The following is a 21,572-nucleotide window of genomic DNA, read 5'->3' as shown; positions in this document are numbered from 1 at the left end:
GCATTCTTTATGTGCCGATTTTGTCCACAGTATGTCACATCACTCATTATTGTTTCAATGCCTGCAGATAATTGCGGCCAATTTGAATGGGAATTTCACCTCATTTGTGGCAACTGGCGGGGATGGTCTCAACGTTTCAGCGCCTCTTAACAGATATTAACGCCTGCGCGCTTTGCAAGGAACGCTTTGCAGTGACGGCAACTCAGCACAGTCCGCGTCCGGTTTTGTGGGTTTCACCTGATGCGAAGCCACGTATTTTGATTGCGGGGCAGGCTCCGGGTGCGCGGGTACACCAAAGCGGGCGACCTTTTACAGATCCGTCGGGGGATCGGTTGCGAGATTGGCTTCAAATGGATGAGGCGACATTTTATGATGCGAGCAAAGTAGCGATTGCGCCAATGGCTTTTTGTTTTCCAGGCTATAACGCCAAAGGAAGCGACCTGCCTCCGCCGCCGATTTGTGCAAAAACATGGCGCGCACCGCTGATGGAGTTCCTTAGGGAGGTTCCATTGACCCTCTTGATTGGTGGGTATGCGATGAAATGGCACTTGGGCAAGACTGGCAATGTGAGCGAAACAGTTATGGATTGGCAAAGCCACGCACCTAAGGTTTTCCCCTTGCCGCATCCCTCTTGGCGCAATACCGGATGGCTGAAGAAAAATCCGTGGTTCGAGACTGATCTGCTACCTGTCTTGCGCACGCGTGTGTCAGAGGTTCTGAAATGACTGAACAAACACCGTTAGATATTGCCCATGCCGCGATGGACGCTTCGCCAAACGATGATGCGGCACGCTTGCGTTTTTATGAACGTCTTGCGGACAGTGAGCTGTTCTTGCTCCTGAGCAAAGAAGCGCAAGGCGATCAGATAGAGCCTGAGATTTTTGATCTGGGCGAAGCGCGCTTTGTCTTGGTGTTTGACCGGATTGAACGGTTGTCTCAATTCGTTGGCAAGTCTGCACCCTACGCAGCGCTCTCAGGGCGCTCGATTGCTCAAATGCTGATGGGGCAAGGAATTGGCCTTGGCGTCAATCTCGAAGTCGCGCCATCACAAATGCTGATCCCGCCAGATGCTGTAGAGTGGCTTTGCGATACTTTGGCTCACGCACCTGATGAAGTGGAAGAACGTCCCGAAGAGCTTTACGCGCCCAAAGGACTGCCAGAGGCATTGCTAACGGCTCTTGATGCGAAACTTGCCAGTGCGGCTGGTCTTGCGAGCAACGCCTATCTCGTTGCGGTGCACTATGAAGGCGGGCGAAAGGGCCATCTTTTGGGATTTGTAGGAGCCGTCGAGGGTGCGCAGCAAGCACTTGCTAACGCAGCTGGTGAAGCGTTGACCTTTTCGGGCATTGAGGCGGGGAGCATCGATGTTGGTTTCTTTTCCCAAAGTGACCCAATGGCGGCTGCGATGGCAAAAGTCGGTCTTCGCTTTGAATTACCAAAGGTTGAAGAGCGGGCGCAAACGGTACGCTCAGCGCCCGGGTCTGATCCTGAAAAACCGCCGAAATTACGCTAGAATTCGCGAAGAGGGTCAAGCTTTTTGATTTAAGAGCCTTCGCTCAATATCCCACCGAGCGATCGACAAGGTGTAACAATGGCTCGCCGGCTTCACCGCGCCTTACATTCTCGGCAACACATTGGCTTGCGGTCCAAGTACGTGTTTCAGATGCGATATGGGGGGTGACCGTGACATTAGGATGCGCCCAGTATGGATGCTCAGGTGGCAATGGCTCAACGCGGAAGACGTCCAACGTCGCATGTCCAACTAGACCGCTGTCGAGCGCTGCGAGCAATGCATCATCGTCGATCAAAGGGCCGCGACCAGGGTTGATAATTGTAGCCCCCTTGGCAAGCCATTTGAGGCTTTCGTCGTTCAACACATTCGTTGTCGCAGCTGTATCAGGGAGCAATAGCACCACTATTTCAGTGTTGGTTAAAGCGTCTTTCAGCCCCGCATCGCCATGATGACATGTGATGCCGTCAACGTCTTTGGCGGTGCGGCTCCACCCTGTCACATCAAACCCAATCCTTGCCAGTGTCTGCGCGCAAGCAGTGCCAAGCGCGCCTAAGCCAAGAATGCAGACGCGGCGCTGCTCTGCCAATGGGGGGCTTTCGCCTCCCAAAGGCGATTTGGGTTGATGATATGTACGTCCATTCCAAGGTGATGACGCAGCACATGACCTGTGACCCATTCGATCATGCCTTGGGTTAGGCCGTGATCCACCATGCGCGCCAAGGGCACTTTGAGGGTCTCGTTCGGCGCAACTGTTTCAACACCTGCCCAGAGGTTTAAAACAGCTTTGAGCTTTGGAAAGATCGAAAAATCCTGCACATCAGAATTGGGTGCGTAAACGATATATTCGACATCTTTTGCGGGGATGTCTGTGCCAAGCTGCGCGTCAACTCCAGCCTCTTTCAGCGCGCGTGTAAGCGGCGCTTCATACTCTGACCAACGCTCTTCTTTGGCCGCGAACAAAACTTGTGTAACCATCAGCGCGGCCTATGCACATGTGCACTTTGCACAAGACCAAAGCCGATGAGAAGAATAAGCATGGCAGAGCCTCCGTAGCTCACCAATGGCAGCGGTACACCTACAACAGGTGCGAGCCCCATGACCATTGACATGTTGACTGCAAAAAAGAGGAAAAATGTCGCGGCAACGCCAAGTGTCACAAGCGATGCAAATCGGTTCTTGTTGTTTATCGCGGACACCACACAGAATAAAATGATCAGCAGATAGAGCAACAGAAGGGAAAAGGCACCGATAAAGCCAAATTCTTCCGCGAGTGTCGTAAAGATGAAGTCCGTGTGTTTTTCCGGCAAAAAGTTCAAACGCGACTGCGTGCCTTGCATGAAACCCCGTCCGGTCCACCCACCAGAGCCAAGAGCGATCTTACTTTGAGTAATATGATAGCCCGCTCCCAAAGGATCACTTGCAGGGTTGAGGAAGGTATCAATGCGCCGGAACTGGTAGTTTTGCAGCATTTGCCATTCTGTCCCACGGCTTTGAAAAACAGCAGCTATCAGCCCGACGGCACTTGCGATCACAGCCGCGAAGTAGGCCCAATGCACCCCTGCAATAAACATCAAAAGCCCACCGCCAGAGATGAGCAAAAGCGCAGTGCCAAGATCAGGTTGGCGCAGCACCAGCATTGTCGGCAACAAGATAATCAACACAGGGATCGCCACCCATTGTGGTTTGGACGTGCGGGTCAGTGGTAGCCAGTCGTAATAGGCCGCAAGCAACATCACCAACGCTATCTTCATAAGCTCGGAAGGTTGTAACCGCATAAAACCAAGGTTGATCCAACGTTGCGCGCCCATACCAACAGCGCCGAAAAACTCCACATAAAGCAAGAGTATGATCGATACGCCATATGCCACCCCGGCTACGTTGCGCCAAAACCAAATCGGCACCATTGCAACGATCAACATGAGAACGAAGCCTAGCAAAAAACGTTTAATCTGTGGCTCTGCCCAAGGCGAAAAAGACCCGCCGGCAACAGAATAGAGCATCAAAAAACCGACGCCAGCCACAGTGGTGATCAGCACGATTAAAGCCCAGTTCAAATGCCAAAACTTACCAATCCCAGCTGGGACAGATTTGACCGTGTATTCTAGATAACTCATGCGCGGTCGTTTCCGCGATCGCCATCGTTTGCGCTAAGCTCGCGCAGTCGTTTTTGTTGCGTGCGAATAGCGCTTCTATCTTTGTTCGGGTAAGCCGTTAGCGGGGGATCTTCACCGAAAAGCGCCTGCAAAGTCACGTCGCGCGCGATTGGCGCAGCGGCTGTAGATCCACCACCGCCATGCTCAACCACGACAGACACTGCAATCTCTGGGTTTTCATACGGTGCGAAGTTTACAAAAAGTGCATGGTCACGGCGTTTCCATTCGACTTCACTGTCTTTCAGAACGCGACCAAAACGTCGCCGCTCACTTTCAAAGTTGCGCACTTGCGACGTTCCGGTTTTGCCAGCCATGCGAAATTGGTCGTCAATGATACGGCTGCGATATGCAGTGCCGCGTCGACTGTTAGAGACCTCAAACATCGCTTTGCGAATCTTGCGAAGGTTGTTTTCGTTTATGCCAAGGCTTTCGCCGCCGAGACTGGGCTCCGAAATGCCATCTATCGTATTCACCAAGCGCGGTGACACACTGCGCCCTGTCGCAAGACGTGCGGACATCACAGCCAATTGCAGCGGCGACGCAAGCACAAAACCCTGTCCAATCGAAGCGTTAACCGTATCGCCGATAACCCATTCTTTGCCGCGGTTCTGTAGCTTCCAATCTTTCGTCGGTGCCAGTCCTTGGACAACCGCTGACATCGGCACATCGTGACGCATTCCAAGGCCGAGTTTTTTCGCCATGGCAGAAATCTTCTCTATCCCGACTTTGAGAGCGAGATCGTAGTAATAAACATCACAACTTTCCCGCAGCGATAATTCAAGATTCATATGACCGTGGCCAGAGCGTTTCCAGCAGTGGAACTTGCGATCACTGACTTCCAAATGGCCAGGACAATGAACCGTATCTTCAGCGGTGATAATGCCCTCTTCGAGTGCCGCGAGCGCTGTTACCATCTTGAAAGTGGAGCCGGGGGGATAGGCGTCTTGCACCGTTTTTGAAGCCAAAGGACGGTGATCATTGTCGCGCAGGAAAGAATAGTCAGCGACAGAAATACCGCGCACAAATTTGTTAGGATCGTAGGTGGGTGACGATGCAATCGCTAATAAATCACCACGCTTCAAGTCCATCACAACCACAGATGCGCTTTCTTCGCCAAGGCGCGCTTGAACATAGTTTTGTAGCTTGGAGTCGATCGTTAACTGCACGTTTGCGCCGGATTGTCCTTCACGGCGATCGAGTTCGCGCATAACGCGGCCGATTGAATTCACTTCGACGCGTTTTGCGCCCGCTTTGCCGCGCAGCTTGTCTTCGTATTTTGCTTCAACACCGACTTTTCCAATTTGAAAACGTGGGATGCGCAAAAGTTGGTCAGGATCCTCAATACGTTCCAAATCGCGCTGACTGACGGGGCCAACATAGCCTGCCACATGCGCAAACGGCGCGCCTTGCGGATAGCGACGCGACAGGCCAACTTCGGGCGTGACACCTGGTAACGCGGGTGCGTTGGCCGCGACACGTGACAGTTCTTCCCAGCTGATGCGATCGGCGATGGTTACAGGCAAGAAAGGCGCGGAGCGTTTCATTTCCGTCAAAGCGCGGTTCAGTTCATCATCGTCCAACTCAACGAGCGTGGAGAGCCGTGCGATCACGGTGTTCACATCCCCTGCGTCTTCGCGCACCATTGTGATGCGATAGCTCGGCTCGTTCTCTGCCAGAATAACGCCATTTCGATCGAATAGCTGGCCACGAGCGGGCGGGATCAAGCGGATATTGATGCGGTTTTCATCTGCAAGGAGACGAAATTCATCGGCCTGATCGACCTGCATATACCGCATTCGCGCTCCAAGAAGGCCAACGAATCCAACTTGAGCAGCCGCGACAACCAATCCGCGGCGCGTAATTTTAGCTGCACTTTCAGTGGTTTCCGTAGCAGAGCGTCTCATATACGTTGTCCAAATGCGTCAACTTCACCCGGTGATGGCCTGCGTACATTAAACACGAAATGCGAGATCATCACCACTATGGGGTATAAAGCTATGGTCATCATCAATTCTTGCAAGACCAAACCAAGCGCAGGTGCAGGAATAAAGAACACGGCTAGCAACAAGCGCTGCGCGAAAACAACGCCAATCATCACCCCGGCAACGCTTGCCCACTCCAAGAAATAGGGCATGTCGCGATTTGCAACAGCGCGCGCGCGCAGGGTTTCAGCGCCAACGACAATCAGACCAGCCGTCAATCCCGGCGGTCTTTGAAATAGAAAATCAGCGAGCAAGATGATACCACCGACACATATCGCGGGCACATATTCTGGACGTCGCATGGCCCAAGCAAAGGTCAGGGCCATCATCAAGTCAGGGGCAATCCAGCGATTAGGACCGGTTGCCAACGGGAGCAAATGTAGAAAAATGATAAAGAACGACAGCCCAAGGTAGAGGCTGCGCATCACCCAAACGCGGGCGGGACGGTGCTCAGCCATCGCTTGCCTCACTTGTTTGTTCAGGCTCTGTGGGTGTTTCAGGATTGGAAGGAACCGCTTCAGGGCGGATCAACTTACCAGTGTCTTCGATCCTTTCAGCACCATAGTTTCGCAAAACACGAAGAAACTCGAGCCGTTCATAATCGGCGGACAAGCGCACACGCAAACGCCCGCCGGGGTCTTTGGCGACTTGGCCAATCACAAGACCCGCAGGAAAAACACCCCCATCACCAGATGACACAACGCGGTCACCCGGGCGCACGAGGTCCGGATTTTCGAGAAAATCAATCGGGGGCGAACGGGTATTGTCGCCCACAACCAAAGCATTTTGACCAGACGGTTGGATAACAGCAGGAATGCGGCTTGTCGTATCGGTCAAAAGAATAACCCGAGAGGCATTTTCGCCGACGCCGGAAATACGACCGACCAGACCAAGCCCGTCCATAGTTGCCCATCCATCAAGCAGCCCATCACGGCGACCGACGTTCAGTAACACAGACTGTCGAAAGGGCGATCCACTATCGGCCATGACAACACCTGTGACATGGGTTAGCCGCGGATCCAGCCGCACAGAATTAAGGTCAAGCAAACGTGCGTTCTCTTGCTCAAGCTGCAAAGCGGCTTCTTTCCAGCTTTTCATTTGCTGGAGTTCGCGGCGTAGTTCTTGGTTTTGTTGATAAATTCTTTGATAACTTTGAAAATCGCGCACCAGATTGATCGTGCCGGTTACAGGTACCATCGCCCAGTCAAAATTAGGAACAACGCGATCAATCACGGCGAGGCGAAACCGTTCAACGCGCGGGCTGTCGATACGCCACACCATGAAGATTGCAAAAAGGCACAAAAGCACCACACCCAAAAGCAAACGCTTAAGAGGATTGGTGAAATCTTCGCTTTGGGCGCGATCTTTGGCCAAGGCAGTCTCCGCTAAGAGAGGCTAGATGCTCTCCGATGCTACGATGCCGAAATTAGCTATCGTAATCAATCGCGTGGCGTAATTGTTTTTCGTATTCCAGCGCCTTACCAGTGCCGAGTGCCACGCAATTCAGGCTTTCATCTGCAATAGAAACGGCAAGGCCCGTCTGCTCACGCAGGGCGAGATCAAGATCACCCAGCAAAGCGCCGCCACCGGTGAGCATAACACCGCGATCCACAATATCTGCAGCAAGGTCTGGTGGTGTCGCTTCAAGTGCAGTCATCACCGCTTCGCAAATCTGTTGAACAGGTTCTGCGAGCGCTTCCGCGATTTGCGCTTGGGAAATTTCGGTTTCTTTTGGAACACCATTTAGTAAGTCGCGTCCACGAATTTGCATCGACGCACCACGCCCATCGTCAGGCATACGCGCGGTGCCGATGGATGTTTTGATGCGCTCGGCTGTGGATTCGCCGACAAGTAAGTTTTGCTGGCGACGCAAATAGCTGATGATTGCCTCATCCATACGGTCGCCACCCACTCGTACGGAGCGCGCATAAACGATGTCACCCAAGGAAAGAACCGCGACCTCAGTCGTACCACCGCCAATATCGACAACCATGTTACCGGTTGGATCGGTGATCGGCATGCCTGCACCAATTGCAGCAGCAATCGGTTCTGCAATCAGTCCCGCACGGCGTGCGCCCGCGGAGAGAACAGATTGACGAATGGCTCGCTTTTCAACGGGTGTCGCACCATGGGGCACGCAGACGATGATCTTCGGCTTTGAAAAGGTAGAGCGCTTGTGCACCTTGCGGATGAAATGTTTGATCATCTCTTCGGCGGTATCAAAGTCCGCAATCACACCTTCGCGCATCGGGCGGATCGCTTCGATGGAGCCGGGTGTGCGACCAAGCATAAGCTTCGCGTCCTCCCCCACAGCGAGCACTTTTTTTACGCCATCTTTGATGTGATAGGCCACAACCGAAGGCTCCGACAGAACAACGCCTTTGCCCTTAACATAGACAAGCGTGTTCGCTGTGCCGAGGTCAATGGCCATGTCAGATGTGAAAAGGCCGGAGATTTTGTCCCAAAATGCCATGCGCTATGGTCCTGCTCAGAATGATTTTGAGCTCGCGACTCTTATGAGTGCGAACGAGATGCCCTTATAGGCTCTTTTGGCGTAGGGAAAAGGGGGTCAATTCAGACAATCGGCGCGAACCCGCCCTTATTTTTAGGGCGGGTTCGCATGTAAAGCTGCGAATTTTTATAAAATTCGGTTTAGTCTCCGGCAGGAGTTATCTGGAAAGAAGAAGTTTACGAGACATCTTTGTAGCTCACGCCTTTGGTATCGTAGCCAACGTCGTTTTGATCGCGTCGTACGAGCAAACGGTTCAAAGCACTGACATAGGCTTTCGCTGACGCGACCACAGTATCTGTATCTGCGGACTGACCAGTTACAATCTTGCCGTCTTCTTCCAAACGCACCGACACAGTTGCTTGTGCATCGGTGCCCTCCGTCACGGCGTGGACTTGATAAAGTTGCAAACGTGCATTGTGGTCAAATAGCTCTTTCACTGCATTGAACGTTGCATCTACAGGGCCATCACCCGTCGCGGTGGTGGCGCGATCTTCGCCGTCCACCGCCAATGTCAGTGCCGCTTCTTGAGGGCCATCTGTGCCGCAAACAACGCGTAGTGATTTGACGCTCAGCCGATCGCTTTCAGGATCGCTCGCGGTACGCATCAAAGCGACAAGATCATCGTCAAACACTTCTTTCTTGCGATCAGCGAGCTCTTTGAAACGAACAAAGACGTCTTTCAACTGGTTATCGCCCAGCTCGAACCCCAAGTTCTCCAGCTTGGAGCGCAAAGCCGCGCGGCCAGAGTGTTTGCCCATAACGATATTTGTCTCGGTCAAACCCACATCTTCGGGGCGCATGATTTCAAAGGTTTCGGCGTTCTTTAGCATGCCATCCTGATGGATGCCGCTTTCATGCGCAAAGGCGTTTTTGCCAACAATCGCTTTGTTATATTGAACTGCAAAACCCGAAACAGCCGCGACACGGCGCGAGATGTTCATGATCTTTGTCGTGTCGATCCCCGTTGAATAGGGCATGATATCGCCACGGACTTTCAACGCCATCACCACTTCTTCCAAAGCGGTATTGCCTGCGCGCTCACCCAAACCATTGATCGTGCATTCGATCTGACGTGCGCCGCCCTCGACCGCGGCCAAAGAATTCGCTGTCGCCATGCCAAGGTCGTTATGGCAATGCGTTGCGAAGACGATTTCATCTGCGCCGGGCACTTTGTTAATCAACATGCGGATCAAATCTGCACTCTCAACCGGTGCTGTGTAACCGACTGTGTCTGGAATGTTGATCGTTGTGGCACCCGCTTTGATCGCAATTTCAACGGTGCGGCAAAGATAGTCTTCTTCCGTGCGCGTCGCATCCATTGGCGACCATTGCACGTTATCACACAAGTTGCGCGCGTGGCTGACAGTGTCGTGGATACGCTCGGCCATCTCATCCATGGTTAGGTTGGGAATGGCGCGGTGCAAAGGTGATGTGCCAATAAACGTGTGAATGCGTGGTTTGCTCGCGTGCTTCACGGCCTCCCAGCATCGATCAATGTCACCGAAATTGGCACGAGACAGGCCGCAAATGACAGAGTTGCGTGCATTCTTGGCGATTTCGCTTACTGCGCGAAAATCACCCTCTGAAGCGATAGGAAAACCAGCTTCGATGATGTCGACGCCCATGTCGTCCAGCAAACCTGCGATTTCGAGTTTCTCGCTATGGCTCATCGTTGCGCCGGGACTTTGTTCGCCATCGCGCAGCGTTGTGTCAAAGATGAAGACTTTATCTTTTTGGGAAGTGCTCATTGTCTGTCTCATTTTCATGCGCCCTGCGTTTGCAAGGACTAAACCGGATTTTCATGTGAAGTGGCGCGCTATGAACTCCCCTGAGCGCTCGCGCCAACCGGCACGCTCAGAGGCAGCTAAGAAGGAGGAGGCCACGCAGAGGGCCGGCGCTAATGCGCCGTGCGTCGCTTTGGATATGGCCAAGTATCTTCATAGAGGCCGTTATACCGTGAAAATACTTAAGGAAAACCCCTTTTTGGATTGACCTGAAATGCAGGCGAATTATTTTCGTGTCATGAACTGGAAAAATGCATTGATCATAGGCGCTTCTGGCGGAATTGGCGCTGCGCTTTGTGCTGTGCTGAAAGCGTCTGGAACGGCCGTTACAGAGCTATCGCGCAGCGTAGACGGGTTGGATGTGACCGATGAAACAACGGTGGAACGCGTGCTCGGCGCGTTGGATCAAACCTATGATCTTGTGATTGTTACTACAGGCGCATTAGAGATTGACGGCGCAAAGCCTGAGAAGTCGCTGAAACAGTTAAGCGCGAAAGCAATGATGGATCAGTTTGCTTTAAATGCAGTAGGTCCGGCAATGATTTTGCGCCACGTCGCGCGTTTATTGGATCGTAAATCACCGGCCCATATTGCAGTGCTGTCGGCGCGTGTTGGCTCCATTGGGGATAATAAGCTCGGCGGTTGGTATTCCTACCGCGCTGCGAAAGCCGCGGTTAATCAAATCGTGCACACGAGCGCGATTGAATTGGCGCGCACGCACAAATCCCTTGCATTTGTGGCGTTGCATCCCGGGACTGTTCAAACAGCCTTTACCGAAAAATATGTCGCGCGCCATGCTTCTGTGCCCGCGCCTGAAGCAGCCGAAAACCTGCTTGGGGTTCTTGGCGCGCTTGATTCATCACATACTGGTCAATTCTTTGACTGGGCTGGCGAAAGGGTGCCTTGGTGAAACTCGTTCTTGTTCTAGGGGATCAGTTGAGCGCTTATCTCTCTGCGCTGCGCGCTGCCAATAAAGCTGAAGACATTGTGGTCATGGCAGAAGTCGAAGCTGAAGCGACCTATGTGAAGCATCACCCTAAAAAGATCGCATTTATCTTTGCTGCGATGCGAAAATTTGCGCGCGCATTGGAAGCTGACGGTTGGAGTGTGCGCTACACCCAGCTCGATGACACGCAAAATGCAGGTAGCATCATTGGTGAATTGCTACGCCGTATGGAAGAGACGGGGGCGAAAGAAGTGCTTGCCACGTCGCCGGGGGAATGGCGCCTGATTGAAGCGCTTGAAGACGCGCCATTGAAAATCCAGATGCTTGAGGATGATCGCTTCATCGCCAGCTTGCAAGAATTTGAGGCTTGGGCAGAAGGCCGCAAAGCGCTTCGAATGGAATACTTTTACCGCGACATGCGCCGAAAAACAGGGCTGTTGATGGACGGCGACAAGCCAGTTGGTGAAAAGTGGAATTTTGATCACGAAAATCGCAAAGCTGCCCCGAAAGATGTGAGCTATTCGGGCCCTTTACCGTTTGAACCTGATGCTATCACGCGAGACGTTCTTGCGTTGGTGGAGGCAAGTTTTGCAGATCACTTCGGCACGCTCGATGGGTTCAACTTTGCAACGACCCGCGACGATGCGCTCAAAGCGCTTGATCATTTCATCACGCATGCGCTTCCTCGATTTGGTGACTTTCAAGACGCGATGCTCACGGAGAATAAATTCCTCTATCACGCGGTGATTTCGCCTTATCTGAACGCAGGGCTCCTTGGTCCGTTGGAAATCTGTCAAGCGGCCGAAGCTGCGTATAACGACGGTCATGCGCCAATTAACGCGGTTGAAGGGTTCATTCGCCAAATTATTGGCTGGCGTGAATACGTGCGGGGCATTTATTTTCTAGAGGGGCCGAACTACACCTCGCGCAATGCACTAGATCACACACGGGCGTTGCCTGCGCTATATTGGGGCGGCGAAACGAAGATGCACTGTTTGTCGAAAGCAGTCGCGCAAACACGTGAAGAAGCCTATGCCCACCACATTCAACGCCTCATGGTGACTGGCAACTTTGCATTGCTTGCGGGCATTGATCCTGAACAGGTTCATCAGTGGTATCTGGAAGTTTACGCAGACGCGTTTGAATGGGTCGAAGCGCCAAACACCATAGGGATGAGCCAGTTTGCCGATGGGGGGATCATCGCATCAAAGCCTTATGTGTCGAGCGGGGCCTACATCAACCGGATGTCAAATTACTGCAAATCCTGCGCCTATTCCGTCAAAGAAAAGACGGGCGAAAATGCTTGCCCGTTCAATCTGCTCTATTGGGATTTTCTAATCCGTCATGAGGACCGCTTTGCCAATAATACACGGATGGGCAATATGTACCGCACATGGAACCGCATGCATGAAGATCACCGTGCGACAGTTTTGGCAGATGCTGCGATTTTTCTTGAGAAACTGGATGCTGGCGAAGCGGTTTAACTCTTAATTTCCACTTTGCTCATCAGGCGTAACGAGCTGACCGTTCGCCCAAATCCCTGATGCCACCTTGCCATCAGTGTAGCGCATTTCGCCGACGCCTTGGCGTTTGCCATCCACAAATGCGCCAACATATATGTCGCCGCTTGCGTATGTGGCACGCCCTTCGCCAGTCATAGAACCAGCTGCCCACATCCCCTCATAGACAAATCCATCGGCCATTCGGAAAACACCACGTCCATTGCGCTGACCGTTTGTGAATTGGCCCTCATAGATGGACCCATCAGGATAGGTTGCAGTGCCAACCCCAAGGATTTCATTCGCAACCCAAGCGCCACTGTAGCTGTACCCATCAGGGCGTGTGAGCGTCCCTTGTCCATCGTGTTTGGCGTCTTTGAACTGGCCTTCATAGATTGTGCCGTTGGCATAAACCGCGCGGCCCGTGCCCTCGATCACATTGGCGACCCATTGACCGACATAGCCAGAACCATTGGGGTAGGTGATTTGGCCTTTCCCTTGTGCCAAGCCGTTCAGCATCTGACCCTCATAGACTGACCCATCAGGGTAATTCACGCGTCCCGTGCCTTCGATCAGCCCAAGACGCCATTCTCCTGAATAGATATAATTATCAGCCGCGGTGAACGTGCCGATCCCGTGGCGCAGATCGTCCAGGAAATCACCCTCATACACATCACCGTTCTGGTAGATAACTTTGCCTTTGCCTTCGCGCCGTCCTGCAACCAGCTCGCCCTCGTAAAGGTCGCCGTTGGGCTGAATGACTTTGCCAATTCCGCTAAGCTGCCCGCCGCGCCAAGGACCATCAAGGATCATCCCGTCGCTCAGCGTAAAAATGCCCCGACCTTCACGTTTGCCGTCTTGGACTTGCCCTTGATATTCAGAGCCGTCCTCATAAACAATCGTCGCCGCACCTTCTTTGACGCCATTCACCCAGTCGCCGGTGTATATGTATCCATCCGCGCGTTTCAGAACGCCTTTGCCATGATGTTTACCACCGCGAAAAGCCCCCTCATAGCGGCTGCCATCTGCACTTATCGATACCCCTGTGCCTTGCGGCACGCCATTTTCCCAACTGCCCTCATAGGTGCTGCCATCATTATAGGTGATGCGACCGATACCGTCGGGCTTGCCTTTGGCGAAAGCACCCTCATAGACGGCGCCGTCAGGAAACAATGCGCGACCTTCACCAAGTATTTCACCCATGATCCATTCACCGGAATACTCGTACCCGTTGGGCAAACGATAGGTGCCCAACCCGTGCTGCATCCCGTCTTTGAACGTACCTTCGTAAAAACCACCATCATCATATTGCTTCGTTTGCACATCTGTCGTCTGCGCACCAAGCGGCAGAGCACCCATAGCGAGAGACATTATAAGAGCGAGCGAAGCATTACGCATGAAAGCTATCCGGTTCTAAAGGCCACTGTTTGGACGAGACCCTAGTTCAGCACATGTGCAATGCCAATGGATTTTCGGGCGCAGATGACGTCGAGCTCTTTCCCTTAGCCGCTCCTAGAGCTACATCTTGCCCAACACTTCTTGCCGGAGCGCTTATCATGACCGCAGCATCCAACTCAGATCATTTCCGCATCACGCTGGGCCAGTTAAATCCAACCGTGGGCGATATTGCAGGGAACGCCGCTAAAGCACGTAAGGCTTGGGAAGCTGGACGCGACGCCAAAGCGGATCTTGTTGCATTGCCCGAAATGTTCATCCTTGGCTATAACGCGCAAGATTTGGTGATGAAACCAGCGGTGCAGGCAGCCTGTCTTGCTGCCATTGAAGAGCTCGCACTTCAATGCGGCGATGGTCCAGCGCTTGCGATTGGTGGTCCCGCGGTAGAAGACGGTAAACTTTATAATGCTTACTTCATCTGTCGCGGTGGCAAAATCGCGAGCAAGGCGCTGAAGCATAACCTGCCCAATGAAGATGTCTTTGACGAAGTGCGCATCTTTGACAGTGGCCCATTGGGTGGGCCGTATTCTGTTGGTAACACACGTATTGGCAGCCCGATTTGCGAAGATGCATGGCATGAGGACGTGTCTGAAACGCTTGAAGAAACGGGCGCAGAATTTCTGCTCGTCCCCAACGGCTCGCCCTACTATCGCGGAAAATTTGACGTGCGGATGAACCAGATGGTCAGCCGTGTGATCGAAACAGGACTGCCTTTGATCTACCTTAACATGGTGGGCGGGCAGGATGATCAGGTCTTTGATGGTGGCTCTTTCGCCCTCAATCCCGGTGGCAAGCTCGCGATGCAAATGCCCGTGTTTGATGAAGAGATCACGCATGTCGATCTAACCCGCACGCCCGATGGCTGGCGGGTCGACGATGGGGCAAAAGCAATTATTCCGGGCCAGTTCGAGCAAGATTACCGTGTCTGTGTGCAAGCCTTGCGCGATTACATGGGCAAGACAGGGTTCAAGAAAGTCCTGCTTGGGATGTCCGGCGGGATCGATAGCGCGCTTGTTGCGACGATCGCTGTAGATGCGCTGGGCGGCGAGAATGTGCGCTGCGTGATGCTACCGTCCGAGTATACCTCGCAAGGCTCGCTTGATGACGCCAAAGATTGCGCCGAGCGCATTGGCGCGACGTATAATTTCGTGCCGATCAAAGAGGGCCGCGATGCGATTACCAACACGCTGGCCGATTTGTTCGAGGGTCATGAGCCCGATGTGACCGAAGAGAATATTCAATCGCGATTGCGTGGCTTGTTGCTTATGGCGATGAGCAACAAATTCGGCTCGATGCTGCTGACCACTGGAAACAAGTCAGAAGTCGCGGTCGGCTATGCGACGATTTATGGCGATATGTCAGGCGGCTATAACCCGATCAAAGACATGTACAAAGTGCGGGTCTTCGAGGTCTGCCGTTGGCGCAACCAAAACCATTTTGAATGGATGATGGGCCCCGAGGGCGAGGTGATCCCACCCTCTATCATCGACAAGCCGCCCTCAGCTGAGCTGCGCCCCGATCAAAAAGACAGCGACAGCCTGCCGGATTACCCGATCCTTGATGGGATCTTGGAAATGCTTGTGGACGATGATGCATCTGTCGCAGATTGCGTCGCTGCGGGTTATGAGCGTGATGTCGTCAAAAAGATCGAACATCTGCTCTATATTTCCGAGTACAAACGCTTCCAGTCAGCACCCGGTACGCGCCTGTCTCGGCGCGCGTTTTGGCTTGATCGCCGTTATCCTATCGCGAACAGATGGCGTGACAACAGCTGATCAGTTTTTGATCAGCTCTTCGTCCGGTGTCTCTAATGTCGCCCATTTGTCATCGATTTCTGGCTTTGGCGGCGTTTCGCAGGTGCCCAAGTGAATATTCACCTTGGCAATAAAGTTCGCAGAAATCGGCGCAGTCACGAACAAGAACGCCATGATTAGCAGCTCATGATAGGATGTTTCACCTAGCGTGTAGGAATGGATGATAGAGGCGAGTAAAAGCGCGCCAATGCCAACTGTACCCACCTTTGTTGGTGCATGCAGGCGTGTCATGGGATCGTTGAACTTCAACAGACCAATCACACCGACAGCGACAAAACCCGCGCCGATGAGTAGGAAAATGGCTGTCGCATAGGTTCCAATAATTTCGCCACTCATTCGATGATATCCCCCCGCAAAATAAACCGCGCAAGCGCAACTGTTGATACAAAGCCCAGCATCGCGATAAGCAATGAGACTTCAAAATAGATCTGCGCGCCTTGTGAGATGCCGAGTACGACCACAAGACCAATGGCATTGATGACCATCGTGTCGAGCGCCAAGATACGGTCTCCGGACGTGGGTCCTAGAACAAGACGCACCATTGATAGGATTTGCCCAATCACCAACGAAACGAATACAATTGTCAGCGCGAGGCTCAAGAATTCGGGAGCAGTCATTATACGAAAATCTCCTTCAAACGTGCTTCATAGCGTGTCTTGATTTCTTCAACGACGCTGTCTGGATCATCCGTGTGCAAGACGTGCACCAGCAAGCTGTGCCCTTTGTCTGACAAGTCCGCAGACACCGTACCGGGCGTCAATGTGATCGTCCCTGCAAGCATGGTAATGGCTTCTGGCTGAACCAGATCAAGTGGGACCACAATCCACGCCGGCTTTAGTTTTGAATTTGGGACAGACAGCACAATCCAAGCGACTTGAATGTTTGCAACCACAATATCCCACATCACAATCAGGCTATAGCTGAACATCTTGCGAAGGCGAAAACCCTTTGGCGTATCTGGCCACCAGATTGATGTCATACGTGGGATGATAATTCCCAAGATGACGCCAAACACGGCCATCCCCGCAGAGAATTCGTTCTGAAGGAGTATCCAAACAACAGCCAGTAGAAGCGTTAGAAATGGGTGTGGCAGTAACCAGTGATATGCGCGTGCCATTTTATTGATCCCCCTTCTTCGCATCGCTCAGCTTGCCGGGCGTTTCGACAACAGTGGAAATATACGGCTCTGGAGCGAACAATCCAGCTGCCATCTTGGCTGTGTAACCATGCACTTGCCCCGCAAAAACGGTATGCGCAACAAGCATCGCGACCAATCCACCGACGGCGATATAGGCAAGCGGCGCGGGTGCGTTTGGTACCTCGGCACGATCTTCGTGTGATACACTATGCGCTTTCCAGAATACGATGCTTCCCGCGCGCGCGAACCCAAGGATACTGATCAGGCTAGAGCCAAGAACGATCGCCCAAATCCAAGCCATCTTGCTGCTGTCAAAAGCCGCATCGAGCACCAAAAGCTTGCCCAAGAACCCTGAAAGCGGTGGCAGGCCCGCCATGGCAATCGCACCAACAAAGAACATACCCGCAGTCAGCGCATTGCCTGAAATGACAGGCTGCACCGTCAGATCAAGATTGCTACGTCCGGTGCGGACCAAGTCGGAGATGAGGAACAAGGCGGCACCCGCAAGCGTAGAATGCACGATGTAGTAAAGCGCTGCCGCAATGCTTTCAGGCGTGAACAGTGAGATGGAAATCATCACCATTCCCATCGATCCAATTACCGAAAATGCAACCAAACGGTCCAGCTTTTTGACGGCCAAGACACCGGTCATACCTATCGCGAGGGATACCAGTGCCGCTGGGAGCAGCCAAACATCATGTAGGCCTGCCGTTGCCTCAAGCTCTGGGTGAAAGATCATCGTGTAGACGCGAATGATCGCGTATGCGCCCACTTTTGTCATGATTGCAAAAAGCGCGGCGACTGGGGCAGGGGCCTCTGCATAGCTTGATGGAAGCCAAAAATGTAGCGGCACGAGAGCGGCTTTAATCGCGAACACCATAAGTAAAAGCACCGATGCGATGCGAATGCCCACGGTTTCCTCTGATCCAATCAGCGTCACGCGATTCGCTAGGTCCGCCATATTCAGGGTGCCTGTTTCGGCATAGATAGAGCCCAATGCAAAAAGGAATAATGTCGAGCCAATCAAGTTGAACAACACATACTGCACGCCCGCTTTGAGTCGCGCGTTGCCGCCTGCGTGGATCATCAGGCCGTAGGAGGCGATCAAAAGGACTTCGAAGAAAACGAACAAGTTGAACAAGTCGCCCGTCAAAAACGCGCCCATGATACCCATTAACTGGAACTGAAACAAAGCGTGGAAATGCCGACCACGATCATCCCAGCCAGAACCAATGGCATAGAGCAGCACAAACAGCGCAAGCACCGATGTGAGCAGGACCATCATGGTTGAAAGTTGATCCCCAACCAAAACGATGCCAAATGGTGCCGCCCAATCGCCCATTTGGTACAGTGTAATTGTTCCATCGGACGCCTGCCAAGCAAGGCTAGCCGCAATGATCACCAACGCGATAACCCCAGCGAGCGATAGCACACGTTGAATGCCGATATGGTAGCGCGCGGCGAGTACGATGAACGGCGCGACGAGTGCAGGCAGAATAACAGGGGCTACAATCCAATGTATCATTGCGCGCCCTCCGCTGCTTTATCATCGCCTTCGGGCTGATCATCTACATGGTCGTCGTCAGAGCCAAGGAAGGCACCCAGACCAATCATCACAACGACGGCTGTCATGCCAAAGGAGATCACGATAGCCGTTAGCACCAACGCTTGGGGCAGTGGATCCGCGTAAACGTCGACCCCTTTGCTCAAGATCGGTGGCGCGCCAACGGTTAAGCGCCCTGAGGCGAACAAAAACACATTCACAGCATAAGTCAGTAACGAAATCCCCAAGATCACGGGGAACGTGCGCAGTCGAAGCGTTAGGTAAAGCCCGCCTGCTGTAAGAATGCCGATGGCTGATGCAACAAGAAATTCCATTACACGGCCTCCTTCGTGGCTTGCTCTTTTGGATCATCACGGGATGGGTCAATTTCCATCGCGTGTTCGCTTTCCGGCCCACCCGCTTGACGTGCAAGGCGTGAAAAACTCTCAAGCGATAGCATCACCGCGCCAACGACGGCCAAGAAGACGCCAAGATCAAACAATGCAGCTGTTGCCAATTCGAATTCTTCAAACGGTGGGATGCGGACGTAGGTGAAATCGGAAGTGAGGAAAGGTTTGCCAACAAACCATGACCCGATGCCAGTAAACCCAGCGATCAAAACACCTGCACCAATGACACCGTGATAGGGGTAGCGTAAACGCGCCGACGCCCATCCAAATCCGCTCGCCATATATTGCATGACAACCGCAATCGAGACGATCAGACCAGCGATAAATCCGCCACCCGGTTCATTGTGGCCGCGCAAGAAGATGTAGAAACCGACCAACAAGACAACCGGCATAATGCCGCGTGTGAGGACGACCATCATCATTGGATGCTGGTTACCAGCACGCTTTTGATCTGGCTTACGGTTCAATAAACGCGCACGGACAGGCCCACCAAGCAATGTTTCTGTCAGCGCATAAATCAGCAACGCGGCGATACCGAGCACGATGATTTCACCGTATGTATCAAAGCCACGGAAATCGACAAGGATCACATTTACCACATTCGTACCGCCGCCCCCTTTGTACGAATTCGCTAGGTGGAACTCTGAAATGGGCGCAGTGACAGCGTCGCGCAGCATGTAGTGATAGGACAGTGCAAAGGTCGCGAGGCCACCAAAAATTGCAATGCTCGTGTCACGAACGCGGCGCAAAACAGAGCTTTCAATGGGTGTCTTGTTGGGTAAGAAATTCAACGCTAACAAAAGCAAGATGATTGTCACAACTTCAACGGTGAACTGCGTCATGGCTAGGTCTGGGGCGCTGAAGAAAACGAACCCGACCGAGACCATAAGACCTACAATGCCAATCAAAATAAGCGACAAAAGGCGATTGCGGTGCATCATAACCATGCCAGCGGTTGCCGCCACAAGCATCAGCCATCCGCCAATTGCGACTGCGTTGGCTGGCTGCATGTCACGGGTCGGCGCAGCGATCGTTCCCGTGCTCCAAGCGTGATAGCCCACGGCCACCATAGTGATTGCAGCAATCGCGGCGTAGCGTGAAAACGCACCGTTGTGCAGCGGCAAGATAATCGCGCGTGCCAGTTTGGCGACGCTTTCAACGATGGCTTCAAAGATGACTTTCGCCTCTGGGCGCGGCATTGCATCCCAGATCCGCAAGGATGGCCTGAAGATCGCAAGCATGATCAAACCACCAATAACCGCGACGATAGACATATAAAGTGCGGGCACCAAGCCATGCCAAATTTTGAAGTAAGCTTTCGGAACTTCAGCGGCCTCTCCAAGAACGGAAGCTGTGACAAGCTTGATAAATGGTTCAGCAAGGAACGGCGCGATGCCGATAACGACAACAAGAACAACCAAAATTGCAGGTGGCAGCCACAGACCTGCACCCGGATCATGGGGTTTCGCTGGATAGTCGTCGCGAACAGGTCCAAGGAACACGTGGCCAATCAGGCGGAAGCAATACGCAGCAGAGAAAAGCGATCCGACTGTCGCCAGAAATGGCACCAACCAAGGCGTGTTAAACAAGACGGTGTGATTGGCTTCCTCGAGCATCATTTCTTTGGAAAGAAAACCATTCAAAAGTGGAATGCCTGCCATAGAAAGCGCGGCGAGTGATGCGACGATAAAGGTGATCGGCATGAGCTTGCGCAGGCCACCAAGACGACGAATGTCGCGGGTATGTGCTTCGTGATCGATGATACCAGCGGACATAAAAAGTGCAGCTTTAAATGTCGCGTGGTTAAGAATGTGGAACATCGCTGCCATTGCGCCAAAGGCAGTGCCCGTGCCCAAAAGCATCGTGATAAGACCCAAATGACTGACGGTTGAAAAGGCCAACAGCGCTTTCAAATCATGCTTGAACAGTGCAATGACCGCGCCCAAGACCATCGTGATCAAGCCGGCAGTGGTGACAATGGCGAACCATTCTGGCGTACCCGACAAAACAGGCCACATACGCGCCATGAGAAAAATGCCGGCTTTCACCATCGTCGCGGAGTGCAGATAGGCGGAAACAGGGGTCGGGGCGGCCATGGCGTGTGGCAGCCAGAAATGGAACGGAAATTGCGCCGATTTGGTAAAGCAGCCTAGCAAAATCAGGATAAGCGCTGGCACGTAAAGCGGGTCAGCTTGGATCAACTCGCGGTTTTGCAAAATAACGCTTAGGTCATAGCTGCCTGCAATCTGGCCCAATATTAGCATACCACCGATCATCGCGAGGCCACCCATGCCTGTCACGGTAAGCGCCATGCGCGCGCCTTGACGACCTTCTGGTAGGTGCTTCCAATAACCGATCAGCAGGAAAGAAGAAAGTGACGTTAGCTCCCAGAAGACAAGCAAAAGCAATATGTTATCGCTTAGAACGATGCCGACCATCGCGCCTTGGAAAAGCAGAAGATAGGTAAAAAACTGCCCCATATTATCGTCGCGGCTCAGGTAATTGCGGCCATACGCGATAATCAAAAGCCCGATCCCCAGGATCAAAAGCGCAAAGAAAAAGCCAAGCCCATCAAGCATAAGCGAGAAGTTCAGCCCAAGAAGCGGCATCCAGTCGACACGTGCCATGACGATGTCTCCCGCCAGTACGCTAGGCAGGTTGGTCAACAGCCCGATGAACGCAGCCAAAGTGACGGTAAATGTCACGCCCGCTGTCGCAGCGCGTCCTGCGGAGTTCATTAGGCCAGGGAGCAGCGCTCCAAAGAACGGTAGAGCGACGATAAAGAAGAGGGACACGCGAACTCCTTGGCAAAGATATGGGATC

At 52.9% G+C, this 21,572-nt stretch carries 18 protein-coding genes and 1 pseudogene; 5 read left to right on the top strand and 14 right to left on the bottom strand.

Translation table 11 applies throughout. The features are described 5' to 3' along the window. The first annotated feature begins 86 nt into the window (after nt 1-86). Together ACTG3Z_RS07460 and ACTG3Z_RS07455 are read left to right on the top strand one after the other, a co-directional pair. Nucleotides 87-725 carry a uracil-DNA glycosylase family protein gene (locus tag ACTG3Z_RS07460; protein ID WP_439142268.1) on the top strand — a complete coding sequence of 213 codons (639 nt, stop codon included), beginning with the start codon at nt 87-89 and terminating at the stop codon, nt 723-725. Next, the gene (locus ACTG3Z_RS07455; protein WP_439142266.1) at nt 722-1,513 is read left to right on the top strand and encodes an SseB family protein; all 792 of its coding nucleotides are present in this window, start codon (nt 722-724) and stop codon (nt 1,511-1,513) included. The genes ACTG3Z_RS07460 and ACTG3Z_RS07455 overlap by 4 nt, the downstream gene beginning before the upstream one ends. A gap of 43 nt (nt 1,514-1,556) precedes the next feature. On the opposite strand, the pseudogene ACTG3Z_RS07450 reads toward ACTG3Z_RS07455, so the two are convergent. The 7 genes and pseudogenes from ACTG3Z_RS07450 to ACTG3Z_RS07420 form a co-directional block, all read right to left on the bottom strand. After that, nucleotides 1,557-2,488: pseudogene (locus tag ACTG3Z_RS07450) on the bottom strand (2-hydroxyacid dehydrogenase). Beyond that, on the bottom strand, nt 2,488-3,627 hold the full coding sequence (gene rodA / locus ACTG3Z_RS07445; RefSeq protein ID WP_439142265.1) for a rod shape-determining protein RodA: 1,140 nt from the start codon (nt 3,625-3,627) through the stop codon (nt 2,488-2,490). The pseudogene ACTG3Z_RS07450 and the gene rodA overlap by 1 nt, the downstream one beginning before the upstream one ends. Continuing rightward, entirely contained in the window at nt 3,624-5,570 is a 1,947-nt protein-coding gene (gene mrdA / locus ACTG3Z_RS07440; RefSeq protein WP_439142264.1) for a penicillin-binding protein 2, read from the bottom strand. Before mrdA ends, rodA begins: the two co-directional genes overlap by 4 nt. Further along, nucleotides 5,567-6,106, bottom strand: coding sequence for a rod shape-determining protein MreD (locus tag ACTG3Z_RS07435; protein WP_439142263.1), 540 nt, complete (start codon nt 6,104-6,106; stop codon nt 5,567-5,569). The genes mrdA and ACTG3Z_RS07435 overlap by 4 nt, the downstream gene beginning before the upstream one ends. Beyond that, entirely contained in the window at nt 6,099-7,022 is a 924-nt protein-coding gene (gene mreC, locus ACTG3Z_RS07430) for a rod shape-determining protein MreC (RefSeq protein WP_375264642.1), read from the bottom strand. The genes ACTG3Z_RS07435 and mreC overlap by 8 nt, the downstream gene beginning before the upstream one ends. A gap of 52 nt (nt 7,023-7,074) precedes the next feature. Next, nucleotides 7,075-8,121: a rod shape-determining protein gene (locus ACTG3Z_RS07425; protein WP_072632586.1), complete on the bottom strand. Its 1,047-nt coding sequence runs from the start codon at nt 8,119-8,121 to the stop codon at nt 7,075-7,077. 215 nt (nt 8,122-8,336) lie between these two features. Then, on the bottom strand, nt 8,337-9,908 hold the full coding sequence (locus tag ACTG3Z_RS07420) for a 2-isopropylmalate synthase (protein WP_439142261.1): 1,572 nt from the start codon (nt 9,906-9,908) through the stop codon (nt 8,337-8,339). A 250-nt stretch (nt 9,909-10,158) separates the two neighbouring features. On the opposite strand from ACTG3Z_RS07420, the gene ACTG3Z_RS07415 reads away from it, so the two are divergent. Both ACTG3Z_RS07415 and ACTG3Z_RS07410 read left to right on the top strand, forming a co-directional pair. Continuing rightward, complete coding sequence (locus ACTG3Z_RS07415; RefSeq protein WP_439142259.1) at nt 10,159-10,854, top strand: SDR family NAD(P)-dependent oxidoreductase; 696 nt, start codon at nt 10,159-10,161, stop codon at nt 10,852-10,854. Further along, a complete protein-coding gene (locus tag ACTG3Z_RS07410) occupies nt 10,848-12,374 on the top strand; it encodes a cryptochrome/photolyase family protein (protein WP_439142258.1) in 1,527 nt (508 codons plus the stop codon). Before ACTG3Z_RS07415 ends, ACTG3Z_RS07410 begins: the two co-directional genes overlap by 7 nt. 3 nt (nt 12,375-12,377) lie before the next feature. On the opposite strand, the gene ACTG3Z_RS07405 is transcribed toward ACTG3Z_RS07410, so the two are convergent. Beyond that, a complete protein-coding gene (locus tag ACTG3Z_RS07405; RefSeq protein ID WP_439142256.1) occupies nt 12,378-13,787 on the bottom strand; it encodes a 2-isopropylmalate synthase in 1,410 nt (469 codons plus the stop codon). Between the two features lie 158 nt (nt 13,788-13,945). Between ACTG3Z_RS07405 and ACTG3Z_RS07400 the strand changes: the two genes are divergently transcribed. Continuing rightward, entirely contained in the window at nt 13,946-15,619 is a 1,674-nt protein-coding gene (locus tag ACTG3Z_RS07400) for an NAD+ synthase (RefSeq protein WP_439142255.1), read from the top strand. On the opposite strand, the gene mnhG is transcribed toward ACTG3Z_RS07400, so the two are convergent. The 6 genes from mnhG to ACTG3Z_RS07370 are packed head-to-tail and all read right to left on the bottom strand — an operon-like array spanning nt 15,620 to nt 21,544. Then, complete coding sequence (gene mnhG, locus ACTG3Z_RS07395) at nt 15,620-15,994, bottom strand: monovalent cation/H(+) antiporter subunit G (RefSeq protein WP_439142253.1); 375 nt, start codon at nt 15,992-15,994, stop codon at nt 15,620-15,622. It lies immediately after the preceding gene. Continuing rightward, nucleotides 15,991-16,275, bottom strand: coding sequence for a K+/H+ antiporter subunit F (locus ACTG3Z_RS07390; RefSeq protein ID WP_439142251.1), 285 nt, complete (start codon nt 16,273-16,275; stop codon nt 15,991-15,993). The genes mnhG and ACTG3Z_RS07390 overlap by 4 nt, the downstream gene beginning before the upstream one ends. After that, on the bottom strand, nt 16,275-16,775 hold the full coding sequence (locus ACTG3Z_RS07385) for a Na+/H+ antiporter subunit E (protein WP_439142249.1): 501 nt from the start codon (nt 16,773-16,775) through the stop codon (nt 16,275-16,277). Before ACTG3Z_RS07385 ends, ACTG3Z_RS07390 begins: the two co-directional genes overlap by 1 nt. 1 nt (nt 16,776) lies before the next feature. After that, the gene (locus ACTG3Z_RS07380) at nt 16,777-18,321 is read right to left on the bottom strand and encodes a monovalent cation/H+ antiporter subunit D (RefSeq protein ID WP_439142248.1); all 1,545 of its coding nucleotides are present in this window, start codon (nt 18,319-18,321) and stop codon (nt 16,777-16,779) included. Further along, nucleotides 18,318-18,674: a Na+/H+ antiporter subunit C gene (locus ACTG3Z_RS07375; protein WP_439142247.1), complete on the bottom strand. Its 357-nt coding sequence runs from the start codon at nt 18,672-18,674 to the stop codon at nt 18,318-18,320. The genes ACTG3Z_RS07380 and ACTG3Z_RS07375 overlap by 4 nt, the downstream gene beginning before the upstream one ends. Further along, the gene (locus ACTG3Z_RS07370; RefSeq protein WP_439142245.1) at nt 18,674-21,544 is read right to left on the bottom strand and encodes a monovalent cation/H+ antiporter subunit A; all 2,871 of its coding nucleotides are present in this window, start codon (nt 21,542-21,544) and stop codon (nt 18,674-18,676) included. The genes ACTG3Z_RS07375 and ACTG3Z_RS07370 overlap by 1 nt, the downstream gene beginning before the upstream one ends. Nucleotides 21,545-21,572 lie beyond the last annotated feature (28 nt).

The sequence above is a fragment of the Planktotalea sp. genome (assembly GCF_965659345.1).
Lineage (GTDB): Bacteria > Pseudomonadota > Alphaproteobacteria > Rhodobacterales > Rhodobacteraceae > Planktotalea.
Note: the sequence above shows the minus strand (reverse complement) of the source record. Positions and strands in the feature narration are given on the sequence as shown.